Consider the following 12,270-nt stretch of genomic DNA (forward strand, 5'->3'; position numbering starts at 1 on the left):
AAACAAGGATCGGTTCATGCTCTTCAACTTCCCCCGTACCCTCCTGGCCGCCACCCTGGCCATGTCCTTCGCCGTGCCGGCCTACAGCGCCGAACCCCACAAACAGATCCAGGCACACGCCGAGCAGTACAAGGCCGACGCCCTGAAATTGCTGGAGCGCCTGGTGAACATCGACTCGGGTTCCGGCTATGAACCGGGCCTGACGCAAGTGCGCGACATTGCTGTGGACGAGCTGAAACAGCTGGGTTTCTCGATTGAGCTGGTGCCGGATAAAGCGGCCAACAACAGTCACGTGGTTGCCACCCTCAAGGGCACCGGCAAGGCCAAGATCCTGCTGATGGCCCATATGGACACGGTGTTCAAGGAAGGCTCGGCCGCCGAGCGTCCGTTCCACATCAAGGACGGTCGCGCCTATGGCCCTGGCGTGATGGATGACAAGGGTGGCATCGTCGCCGGCATCTACGCGCTCAAAGTCCTCAAGGACCAGGGCTTCAAGGACTATGCGCAGATCACCTTCCTGCTCGACGCGAGCGAAGAAACCGGCTCCGACGCCGCCTCTGATCTGATCCGCAAGACCGCCAAGGCCCACGACGTCACTCTCAACCTCGAACCCGGCCGCCCAGCCGATGGCCTGGTGGTCTGGCGCAAAGGCAGCGCCACCGCCGTGGTTGAAGTCAAAGGCAAAGCCGCCCACGCCGGCGTCGCCCCGGAACTCGGGCGTAATGCTGCGATGGAAGCGGCGCACCAGATTCTGCAACTGGGCAAGCTGGGGGATGAAGAGAAGAAAACCACCATCAACTTCACCGTGATCAAGGCCGGCGACCGTACCAACGTCATTCCCGACCAGGCCACCGCCAAGGCGGACGTGCGCGCGGCGTTGCCGGAGGAGTTTGACCGCATCGAGAAAGACCTGGCCCGCGTATCAGCGAACAAACTGATCCCGGAAACCGAAGTGAAGACCAGCTTGCAGCGTGGGTTACCACCGATGCCGCAGACGCCGGAATCGGACAAGTTAGTGGCGATTGCCCAGGGGATTTATGGGGAGTTGGGCAAGAAGCTGACGATTGAAGGCAGCGGTGGCGCGGCAGACGCGAGTTTATCGGCTGGGGTGGGGACGCCGACGTTGGATGGGTTTGGGATTGTCGGCGGGAATATTCATACCCCGGAGGAGTATGCGGAGGTTGAGAGCGTGGTGCCGCGGGTTTATTTGCTTAGTCGGATGATTATGGAGCTTTCGAAGCGGTGATTTTCCGCTGATTGGCTTGCTTTTGTGGTGGGCAGGCTTGCCCTGCGTTGGGCTGCAGCGGCCCAACGCAAGCAAGCTCGCTCGCCACCGGGGATTTTTGCCTTGAGGGTGGCGTTACCAAGTTGACTGGTCTTCGAGGTTGGCTTTTTGGAGGTCTTCTTTCCAGACTTCGTTGGCTAGTCGGTAGATGTCGACGAAGAAGCCTCGGGGGTCGGCTATTTCTGTTTCGTTCCAGGCCATGGTTATGTATTCGTCGTAGTCGTTTTCAAATTCTTTCGCAAAGTCAAAGTCGGGGTTTTCGAGCGCATCCCTGAGAGCAGAAATCAATATAAAACGATGTCTGTATGAAAGGTACATAAGGTCTTTTAGGATAAAAGAAATTATGATTTTTTCCCTGTCTTTATGATCGTTAGGATCATGCTTCCATAGCTCTTTTCCAACCGTTTCCTCAAGGTCGTATATCGATAAGGCTCCTAATAAATGAGAGATATTAGGAGCGTATGGAGTGTTCATGAATGGGCATTTCAGCATGGTCTGCTCACTTCGGGAAAGCGGTGAATGGTCGAGTCGGATTGTTTCGATCAAATCTGATTTCTGCTCTTTCCATGGTTTCAATGTATCTAGGGTTGTTCACGTCCCTGCGGTTAGGTTTGTAGCCTCGTCCAGCCCCAGGCAGTTCGACCACGACCACTGGGTTGCCTGCTCTATCAAAACCTGTGGGAGATGGCGAAGCGCCCTGCATCCTGCCCATGGCCTTGTTTATAGCGTGGAGTTGCATTTTCCAAGAATTAAACTGGGAACTGGAGCTGATATTTCCTCTTTCCCCAGTCGTTGGATTTGTTCCATCAATAGATCGTTGTTTCAACGCGCTATCTGGTATCTCTGGACCATGCTTTTCAACTGTATGCATATCGTATTCCTGCTCCCACCCCAGCACCCTTCGTTTTGCATTTGCCTCTGTCAGTGCATCTATTCTCGACTGTCGATTAGTTCGCGGCAGTTGAGGTAGAGCAGGTGCGCCTTCATCAACGCTAGGCTTCGGAAGGGTAGTAGGACCGTTAGGTTCACACCCGTCGCCAGGACAGGTACTCAGTCCCAGCGGATCTATCCAGCCCGTAGGGTTAGGCACATATTGGTAAGGATTGATCCCACCCGCCAACTTCACCGGGTCCGGCGTGAGGTAGCGACCAATATCCGGATTGTAGTAGCGATGGCGGTTGTAGTGCAGCCCGCTTTCTTCATCGACGTATTGGCCCTGGAAGCGCAGCGGGTTGTCGATTTTTCCGATGTCGAGACGAGTGATTTCGCCGTAGGCGCGGTAGTGGGCGGACCAGACGATTTCGCCGTCTGGGGCGGTGAGTTCCTGTGGGGTGCCGAGGTGGTCGAGTTGGTAGTGATAGGGTTTGGTTTCGTTTGGACCAAAGCCTTCCAGTAGCGCCAATGGCCTGAAGCTGTCGGGTTCGTAGAGGTAACTGCGATGGCGATCCGCGTGGTGTTCGGCGATGAGTGTGTCGCCCTGCCAGAAAAACTCCGTAGTGATGCCCTCAACGGTTTTGCTGATGCGCCGCCCAAACGGGTCGTAGCAATAGCTGACAGTCTGGCCATTGGGTTTTTTAATGCCGATCAGACGGTGCTGGCAGTCGTAGCGGTATTCGGTGACGAGCGCGTGGCCTTTGCCGCGTCGTTGGCGGATAAGGTTGCCGAAGGCGTCGTAGTCGTAGTGGTGGTCGCCCTGGATCATCAGGCGATTGCCCGCCACGATGTCGGGGCCGGGGCGGTTTTGCATGAGCAGGTTGCCAGCCGGGTCGTGGGCGAAGCGTTCTTGCTCGCCTTGGGAGTGGTCGGCGCGGGTGAGGCGGTTTAGTGGGTCGTAGTGGTAGTGATGCTCGCCTTTGCGAGTGTCGAGGAGGCGGGTGAGGTTGCCGGATTGGTCGTAGTCGTAGTGGCATTGGTAAAGGGTGTGTTGTTGCTGGGTGACGGCGTGGGCGTGCAGGCGTTGCTGGTCGTCATAGTGGTAGTGGCTGATCAGTTGGCCTTGTTGGCGTTGGAGTTCCTTGCCGGCTTTGAATAGATGAGAAGTAAGGCTTTCACCGTTCAGTTCGACGGTCGCGAGGTGGCCGCCTTTGTCGTGGTTGAAGGTGAGACGGTTGTTGTCCGGCAGGCGCAGGTTTTGCAGTTGGCCGCAGGCGTCGTAGCCATAGCGCAGCGTGCCCCAGCCTTGGTGTTCGGCGGTGAGACGGTTTTGGCTGTCGTACTCGTAGGCCAACGCCCAGTGGCCGTTTTCGACGCTTAAGAGATTCCCCTGACGGTCGTAGGCGTAATCGACAAGGCTGCCGTCGGGTAGGGTTTTTCTTACGAGTCGACCGGCATGGTCACGCTCGTAACGGGTAACCAGCTGACTGCCGTCATCGCCGTGTTCGGTCTTCTCCTGAAGGTTGCCGTTGAGGTCGTAGACGTAAGCCGTGCGCTGGCCATCAAAGCCGGTTTCCTGTTGGATCAGGCCGTTGCTGTGGTATTGGAGTCGGTAGGTTTCGCCCACCTCATTTTCGATCTCGGTCAGCAATAACCTAACGTTGTCGTACCGGTATTTGACCTGGGTGCCATCAGCGTTGATGCGACGGCTGATCAGGTGCAGGCCGTCGGCGTATTCGTAGCGGGTGAGGTGGCCCAGTTCATCGCGTTCGGAGGTGATTTTTCCGTAAGCGTTGTAGCTGTATTCCCGTGTGGCACCGCCGGGCTGAGTCAGTTTCAGTAAGCGGCCTGCTGCATCCCATTGATACTGGGTCAGCGCCCCATGCTCATCTTCACGCGCAACTTGCCGCCCAAGGTCGTCATAGCGATAGCGCTTAACGCCACCGTTCGGCAACTGCTCCTCAAGCAACTGCCCACGCTCATTCCACACCAGCCGATGACAGCTGTGATCCGGATACCAGACACCAACCAGCTGCCCATATTTGTTGTAGCTGTAGTCAGTAGCGTTGCCGTCAGGATCGGTCTTGCGCGTCACGTCACCCTGGTCATTACGCTCATATTTCCAGACCGCCTGACCCCGCCTTACAACCCGTACGAATCCATTGTCATGCTCGTAGGTCGTCGGCTCATCGTCCCCAGGAAACAGCGCCACCAAACGCCCGGCTTCGTCGTACTGATACGCCGTGATCGCTCCCAGCGGATCCTGCTCAACCGTCAGTCGGCCTTTGTCATCGTAGGACTTAAAGTGTTGGGCACCGTCAGGGTCCACGCGCTGCACCAGCCGCGCCCGCAGGTCATGCACGTAGACTTCCTGGCTTCCGTCGGCGTTAAACACCGTGACCTGCCCGTTGTCATCCCAGGCGTACCGCGTGTCCATTTGCGAGAAACTGGCCCAGTGCCGGACACACCGAGCGGCCTTGCCAGCCCGTTCCCACGCCCAAAAGAAACTCGCTCCACCGGCCAAGCCACGCTCAAGAATCACGTGCTGCTCGTCGTACCGATAAACCTCGCTTTCGCCTACAGCGTTGGTCGCACAAACCAGTCGTCCACCAGCGTCATAGGCGTAGGAAACAACGTTCTGCTCCGTCACCCAGACAAACGGGCCGTCATCCACAGCCCGCTCAATCTGGTAATCCACCGCCACAATGCGGCCCGACGCATAGCGCAAAAACAACGAGCGCCCGACGCCGTTATCCAACCGCTCAATCTGCCCCAGGTAATTACGGGAAATGCGCAGCCGGTTGTCATACGCATCGCTGATCGCTGTCAGCACACCGTCGCGAAAGTGGTAGAAACGTGACCCTTGAGACAGGACTAACTCATCGGGCACAGCCCCCAGGTAGATCGCCGCTTCGGCCAGGCTGTTGGTGATCGCGGGCCGAGAAGCGGTGGGCAAGGGCAGGGTGGTCGAGCGATTTTCATGATCGGTCCACACCACCGCATCGCCGGAAACACTCAGCCGATGCGCCAGCGAGTGACTCCAGCCAAACCCCAACCCGCAGTCCATTTCCACCGCACTGGTGCGGTACAAGCGGGTCCACTCAAACGGCAAGAGTCCGTCCAGCGTTCCATCGGTGAGGGTCAGCAGTTCCTCGCCCGTGACCATGGACACCGGGCAACCGTTGGTAGCGGTCTTATCCGAAGACGCAGCGGCATTCCCAGCCGGGTTCCGAGCAGAAGCAGGCACATCGTCGACAGGCTCCTGCCGCACCAACACCGTCCGTTGCGTGGCCTTGTCCCGAACCAGCGGTACCGGGTTGGCAACCACCTGATCCCCAACCTTCAATGGCACATCCGGAATTACCCTGATCGGCGTCGCCGCGCTGCCCAGCAACAACGGCTTGGCCGCTTCGACATGCGCGTCCAACCGAGGCCCGACGAGCTGATCGGCCAGCCTCTCCAGCCATCTACGCGTGCGGCCGGATTTGATATGCCCCACCACCTGGGGGCCCAGGCGCAGGGTCACACCCATGGCGCCTGCAACCCTCACGAGCAGCAGCCCGATCAATACATCGCCGGTGATTTCCCCCATCACCTCGTTCATTTCTTGCGGCGGCAACATCCGTATCCAACTGGATATCGCCGACACATAGATAAACACCAGCGGTTCATCGCTGAGCACCAGCAGTCCGCGGCCAATGGCCTCCTTGCCCAGTTTCAGCAGTTCATCAAGTTCGGTCTGGGTAACGTATTGCAGCCACTTCTCACTGTGGGTCTGAATATCCGCCAGCAGGCCATACAGTTGCGTGAAGTTGTCCCAAAGGCTGTAAAGCGCCTTACCCACTCCCTTAAGAAACGCCTTCTCCAGCATCCTGCGTTGATCAAGCGGGTGAGCGTCTGTGTAATCCTTCCACTGCGCTTCGTAGGTACTTTCCCACGCTTCGCGCAGGCGAACTTCCAGCGCGTCAATCACCGTTTGATAAGACGCATACAGCGCCTTGACGTGGTCTCTTGAGACATTGGGATAGAAGCTGACGCGGTACTGCTGGTCGCGCTCACACTCGTCGACTTCGAGAATGCCGCTCGGGCCGATGGTCTTGTGGATCGGCTCGCCCAGTGGGCCGCCGTTGGGGTCGACGCGCTGAAGCACCACTGGCGTGTTGCCGATGGGTACAGCTCGCGTGCTTTGAAATATGTGCACCAAGGTCAACGTGCCGGTGGCCTGGCAAGTAGCGACGGTGCTGCTCGGAAAAAGGGAGCGGTTGATCGGCGCGACCAGCGCCACCTCATCCCCGACCTTGAAGACCTGTTCAATATCCAGCGCGGAAAAGCTCCAGAAGCTTTCCGCCCAGTCATCAAAAGTGTTCAGGCAATCCCGGAAGTCGCGAAAGACGCCCTCGATATCGACCGTCTTCACATCCATTGGGGTCAGGGCCAGCCTGCCAATGGCCGGGTTCAAGAAACCGCTCCAATAACAAGAAAATCCATCTGCAATCCCTCGCACTGTGTAGTCAGGCGAGGGACTTTGCAGAGGTTCCCGGAGGAGGGGAGTAGAGCTTATCCGGCAGTTATGTGGGAAGTTTCGACAACTCTCGTCTTCTCACGCCCCAGCACCAGGCTGCACAACGCCGGCAGGAACAACAGCGTCAACACCGTGCCCACCAGCACGCCGCCGATCAGTACGTAGGCCAGGGACGACCAGAACACCGACAACGTCAGCGGAATAAACGCCAGCGCCGCCGCCAACGCGGTCAGGATCACCGGCCGCGCACGCCGTACGGTGGCCTCGATGATTGCCGCGTGAATCGGCATGCCGTGGTCCTGGTTCTGGCGGATCTGGTCGGTAAAGATCAGTGTGTTGCGCATCAGGATCCCACCAATCCCGATCAGGCCCAGGATCGCGTTGAAGCCGAATGGCTGGTTGAACAGCAGCAACGTCGGCACTGCACCGATCAAGCCCAGCGGCGCAGTGGCGAAGACCATGAACATCACCCCGAACGAACGCACCTGGAACATGATCACCGTGAGGGTCAGCAGGATCATGATCGGGAACAGCGCGGCCAGGGCAACGTTAGCCTTGGCGCTTTCCTCAACCGGGCCGCCAATATCGATCTGGTAGCCGGCGGGCAGTTTGGCGATCAGCGGCTGCAGGTCTTTGTACACGGCCATTTCCACGTCGGGCGGTTGCACGCCGTCGATGATATCGGCGCGCACTTCCACGGTGGTCGCGCGATTGCGGCGCTTGAGGATCGGTTCTTCCATCACCGCCTGGAAATGTCCGACCTGGGCCAGCGGCACAGAGGTGCCGGCGCTGTTGGTGAGGGTCATGTTGTTGAGGTTGCCAAGGTCCTCGCGCTGGCCGCCCTGGGCGCGGGCGACCACGGAGACGGTGCGGTTGCCTTCGCGCACTTCAGTGATCGGGTTGCCGCTGAGCAGGGCATTGAGCTGGGATTTCACCTCGTTGGGGGTGAAGCCCAGCAGGCGCAGACGGTCTTGGTCCAGCACCAGCCGATAACCGCTGGTGCGCTCGCCCCAATCGAGGAAGGCGTCCTTGGTCAGTGTGTTGGCGGCGACGACTTTGCGCACGTCTTCGGACACGCCACGCAGCACATCCAGATTGGGTCCAGAGACCCGGAACACCACCGGGAACGGCACGGGCGGGCCAAACAGCAGTTGGGTTACGCGCACCCGCGCCGAGGCAAACTCACCCGCGGCAATCCGTTCCCGCATGCGCAGTTTCAACGCGTCGCGAGCATGAGAGTCGGGGGTTTGCACGATCAGCTTGGCAAACGCCGGGTCCGGCAGTTCCGGGTTCAACGACAGGAAAAAGCGTGGTGCACCGCCCCCCACATAGGTGTCGACCAGGGTGGTTTGCGGCTCTTGCAGCAGGGCTTTTTCCAGCCGCGCGGCCACCGCTTCGGTGCTTTTGAAGGCGCTGCCGGGCGGCATGTACACCTCCAGAATCAGCTCGGAACGGTCGGAGTTGGGGAAGAACTGCTTCTTCACCACGCCCATGCCCGCCACGCACAGCACAAACGCGCCGACGACCAGCCCCGTCACCAGCCAGCGGCGCCGCACGCAGGCTTGCACCAGGCTGCGCAGTTTCTGGTAGTAACGCCCGGCGTAAATCGCATCATGGCCGCCGGGCACCGGTTTGATCTGCGGCAACAGCTTTACGCCCAGGTACGGCGTGAAGACCACGGCCACCAACCACGACGAAATCAGCGCAAAGCCGACGATCCAGAAAATATTGCCGGCATATTCCCCGGCCCCGGAACGCGCAAACCCCACCGGCAGGAAACCAATGATGGTCACCAGCGTACCGGTCAGCATCGGCGCCGCTGTGGAGCTCCAGGCAAAGGTGGCGGCGTGGATCCGGTCGAAGCCTTCCTCAAGCTTCACCACCATCATCTCGATGGCGATAATGGCGTCATCCACCAGCAAGCCTAGGGAGATGATCAGCGCGCCGAGGGTAATGCGGTCGAATTCGCGCCCGGTCAGCAGCATGATCACAAACACCACTGACAAGGTCAGCGGCACAGCCGCCGCCACCACCAACCCGACGCGGAAGCCCAGGGCCAACAGGCTGATCACCATGACCACGGCCAGGGCGACGAAGAATTTCAGCATGAATTCGTTCACCGCCAGGCGGATATTTTTTGCCTGGTCGGAGACCTTGGCGAAGTTCACGCCCAGGGGCAGGTCGGCCTGAATCTTCGCTTCCTGGGCCTTGAGGCTCTTGTCCAGTTCCAGGCCGTTCCAGTGTTTCTCCATGATCACACCCAGCATCAACGCCGGGTCGCCCTGGTGGCGGATGCGGTAACTGGGCGGGTCTTCATAGCCACGGCTGACGGTTGCCACATCGGCGATGCGCAGCACGCGGCCGTTGACTTCCAGCGGTACGTTTTCAATCAGTGACAGGCTGTCGAACGCGCCGTCGATGCGGAGATAGGCGCGAGCCCCGGCGGTCTCGACGAAGCCCGATGGCGCCACGGCATTCTGTGTGGCGAGGGCGGCAAAGATCTGGTCCGGCTTGATGCCCAGGGTCGCCAGGCGTTCATAGGAGAACTCGACAAACACGCGCTGTGCCTGTTCGCCGAGGATGTTGACCTTCTTCACGCCCGGCAGGTTGAGGAGACCCTGGCGCAGTTCTTCGGCCATCTGCACCTGTTGCCGATGGGGCAGATGTTCGGCCTCCAAAGCGTACAGCGCGAAATACACATCGGAATATTCATCGTTGAAGAAAGGCCCGATCACGCCCTGGGGCAGCTTCGCGGCTTCGTCGCTGAGCTTTTTGCGGGTCTGGTAGAACAGGTCCTGGATTTCGCTGGGGCGTGTGGACTCCTTGTAGGTCATGCGCATCGATACGAAACCCGGTTGGGCGATGGTCTCGACGCGGTCGTAGTAGTCCAGCTCTTGCAGGCGCTTTTCCAGGCGATCGGCCACCTGTTCCTGCATTTCCTGGGCGGTGGCGCCAGGCCAGGCAGCGGTGATGGTCATTACCTTGACGGTGAAGGACGGGTCTTCGGCGCGCCCCAGTTTGCCAAACGAAAAGATCCCGGCGGCGAGGATCGCAATGATCAGGAACAACGTGACCGCACGATGCTTGACCGCCAGTTCGGAAAGGTTGATACCGCGCATGCTCAGTTGTCCTGTTTGCGGTTGAGGGCCAGCACCTGGGCGGGCAGCAGGCGCACGGCATCACCGCTGTGCAACAGGTGTGCGCCGAGGGCAACGATGACTTGGCCGGGGCTTACGCCGCTGTCGAGCAGGGCGTCTTCCTGGCCAAGACTGGCGACTTTCACTGGCGCGAAACTGACCTTGTCATCTGCGCCGATCAGCCAGACGCCGGTGCCTTGGCCTGAATCCAGCAGGGCACCGATGGGCACCCGGGTTTGCTGCGCCTGGCCATTGCCTTGCAGGCGTACGGTGATGGTGGATCCGAGGGCAAAGCGGTCGACTGCGCCGTGCAGGACGTAGCGGGCGCGGTAGGTGCGGGTGGTCGGGTCGGCGCTGGCGGACAGTTCGCGCAGGGTGGCGGTCACCGCCTGGTCCGGGGCCCCAAAGGGGAAGGCCAGGGCTTTCTGCGCGGCCTGGTCGCGCTGGTTTTCCGGCAGGTTGACGATGGCTTCGCGCGCGCCGTCATGGGCCAGGCGTGCGACGATCTGCCCCTCGGCGACCACCTGGCCACGGTCCACTCGCACGTCGGTAATGATGCCGTCGCCATCAGCCTTGAGCACGGAGTAGGTACGGCGGTTTTCAATCTGGCTGGCGTCGGATTGTGCCGAAGCCAGCTCGGCTTCGGCCACGCGCAGGAGGGTCGCCGACTGGTCGAAGATCTGCCGCGACACGGCGCCGGTGCTGGCCAGGCGCTGGTAGCGGTTTTCGTCGTCACGGCGCTGGCGCAGTTGTGCCTGGGCGGCATTCACGCGGTTCTTGGCCGAGCGCAGGGCCAGTTCGAAATCGCCGATGTCCAGTACCAGCAGCGTGTCGCCACGGGACACGTGCTGGCCGGGGTCGACCTTACGCTCGATGACCTTGCCGCTGACCCGGAAGCCCAGGTCGCTTTCGGTGCGTGCCGCAACCACGCCGGTATAGGCGCTTTGCTGGGTGCCGGCGGCTTCGACTTTGGCCGCGAGGACCGGGCGCGGCAGTGGGGTTTCAGCGGCGGTGTCGGCCTTGCTGTTGCAGCCATTGAGGATGATCAACAGGGCCAGGGGCGTGAGAAGACGCAAGGGAAGAGGGTGCATGGCGGGCTCCGGGGTAACCGTTGGGCAAAAAATTATGGACATAATTTTTTACGCATATTATGGTCGAAATATAAATTAATCCAGCCCCCGGATGCTCCTCATGACAAACGCCCCGGCGCCATCGCGAAGCTTGTTGTTTTTATTGGTGGCCCTGACGGCGCTGGGTGAGGTGTCGACCCAATTGATCATTCCCGGCCTTGGCGCCATCGAGCAGGCACTGGCCGCTCCAGCGGGCTCGTCATTGATGGCGCTGTCGGCGTTTGTCGCCGCATTCGGCCTCGGGCAATTGCTGTTTGGCCCGCTGTCGGACCGCATCGGCCGTCGGCCGGTACTGATCGGCGGTCTGGTGCTGTATGGGCTGGCGACCTTATCGATGCTGTTGGTCGATGACATCGAGCACTTCATCGCCGCCCGCGTGCTGCAAGGCCTGGGCGCGTGCGCCGCGTTGGTACTGGCGCGCACGGTGGTGCGCGATGTATGGAAGGCAGAAGCAGGGCCGGCCCTGGCATTGACCATGATCGGCATGCTCTACGCCATCGTGGTGGCGCCGATGGTCGGTGGCCTGCTGATCAAATGGCTCGGCTGGCGTGCGCCGATCATGCTGGCACTGGCGATTGGTAGCGTGGTGCTGTTACTGGTCCTGCTGTTCTTTCGCGAGAGCAATCACTACCTGGACCCCAAGGCCGGCCACTGGCGCTCCCTGGGCGGGCAATACCTGGATCTGCTCAGGGGGCGCCAGTACCGTGCGTTCGCCGTGGCGCTGGCGTGCACCTATGGCGCCATGTTTGCGGTGATCGCGGGCTCGTCGGCGGTGTTTATCAACTTGCTGGGCTTCAGCAGCCTTGAGTACGGCATCAATTTCGGCCTGATTGTGTCGATGCTGATCGTTGGTTCCACCTACACCCGGCGCAACATCATGCGCCTGGGCCCCCAGCGGATTGTGACAATGGGCGTGGCGATGGTGGCCGCTGGCGGGGTCTCGGCCGTGGTCATTTATGCGCTGTTCGGCCTGTCGGTGCTGGGTCTGGATATTCCGATTGCGCTGGTGACCCTCGGCGGCGGCCTGGTCTTGCCAGGTTCGGTGACGGGCGGGGTAATGCCCAACGCCCACCGCGCGGGCCTGGCAGCCGGGCTGATGGGGTTTGCGCAAATGTTCGGCGCCACCTGCAGCGGCGTGCTGTTGAGCCTGCTACGCGATGGCAGCGCCACGCCGATGATCGTCATCCAGGCGTGCTTTGCGGCGACGGCCTGTGTGGCGTTTCACCTGTTGCGTCAGCGTCAGGCCAACGGATTGTCCTATACATAGGACAGTTACGGCCGTATCTGCCGGCTAGTGCTCAACGGCCCGACGTCTTATGGTGG

6 protein-coding genes are annotated in these 12,270 nt (G+C 60.3%); 2 read left to right on the forward strand and 4 right to left on the reverse strand.

All coding sequences use genetic code 11. From position 1 onward, the window contains the following. Positions 1 to 16 precede the first annotated feature (16 nt). Positions 17 to 1,246 (forward strand): M20/M25/M40 family metallo-hydrolase, encoded by a 1,230-nt coding sequence (locus AB4O08_RS24960; RefSeq protein ID WP_044287331.1) that lies wholly within the window; start codon positions 17 to 19, stop codon positions 1,244 to 1,246. A 114-nt stretch (positions 1,247 to 1,360) separates the two neighbouring features. On the opposite strand, the gene AB4O08_RS24965 is transcribed toward AB4O08_RS24960, so the two are convergent. The 4 genes from AB4O08_RS24965 to AB4O08_RS24980 form a co-directional block, all read right to left on the reverse strand. Next, entirely contained in the window at positions 1,361 to 1,777 is a 417-nt protein-coding gene (locus tag AB4O08_RS24965) for a hypothetical protein (RefSeq protein ID WP_010209750.1), read from the reverse strand. A gap of 7 nt (positions 1,778 to 1,784) precedes the next feature. After that, positions 1,785 to 6,581: an RHS repeat-associated core domain-containing protein gene (locus tag AB4O08_RS24970; RefSeq protein WP_460114876.1), complete on the reverse strand. Its 4,797-nt coding sequence runs from the start codon at positions 6,579 to 6,581 to the stop codon at positions 1,785 to 1,787. A gap of 134 nt (positions 6,582 to 6,715) precedes the next feature. After that, positions 6,716 to 9,799, reverse strand: a complete 3,084-nt coding sequence (locus AB4O08_RS24975; RefSeq protein ID WP_106120236.1) for an efflux RND transporter permease subunit — start codon at positions 9,797 to 9,799, stop codon at positions 6,716 to 6,718. A 2-nt stretch (positions 9,800 to 9,801) separates the two neighbouring features. Beyond that, a complete protein-coding gene (locus AB4O08_RS24980) occupies positions 9,802 to 10,908 on the reverse strand; it encodes an efflux RND transporter periplasmic adaptor subunit (RefSeq protein ID WP_460114462.1) in 1,107 nt (368 codons plus the stop codon). Between the two features lie 100 nt (positions 10,909 to 11,008). Here AB4O08_RS24980 and AB4O08_RS24985 point away from each other — a divergent pair, with 100 nt between their 5' ends. After that, positions 11,009 to 12,214 carry a multidrug effflux MFS transporter gene (locus tag AB4O08_RS24985; protein WP_460114463.1) on the forward strand — a complete coding sequence of 402 codons (1,206 nt, stop codon included), beginning with the start codon at positions 11,009 to 11,011 and terminating at the stop codon, positions 12,212 to 12,214. Positions 12,215 to 12,270: the final 56 nt, after the last annotated feature.

This window comes from Pseudomonas sp. H3_E07, from assembly GCF_054668895.1.

Coding starts and splice junctions, on each gene's coding strand:
- AB4O08_RS24960 (WP_044287331.1), top strand. CDS start 17: ATGCTCTTCAACTTCCCCCGTACCCTCCTGGCCGCCACCCTGGCCATG.
- AB4O08_RS24965 (WP_010209750.1), bottom strand. CDS start 1,777: ATGCTGAAATGCCCATTCATGAACACTCCATACGCTCCTAATATCTCT.
- AB4O08_RS24970 (WP_460114876.1), bottom strand. CDS start 6,581: ATGGATGTGAAGACGGTCGATATCGAGGGCGTCTTTCGCGACTTCCGG.
- AB4O08_RS24975 (WP_106120236.1), bottom strand. CDS start 9,799: ATGCGCGGTATCAACCTTTCCGAACTGGCGGTCAAGCATCGTGCGGTC.
- AB4O08_RS24980 (WP_460114462.1), bottom strand. CDS start 10,908: ATGCACCCTCTTCCCTTGCGTCTTCTCACGCCCCTGGCCCTGTTGATC.
- AB4O08_RS24985 (WP_460114463.1), top strand. CDS start 11,009: ATGACAAACGCCCCGGCGCCATCGCGAAGCTTGTTGTTTTTATTGGTG.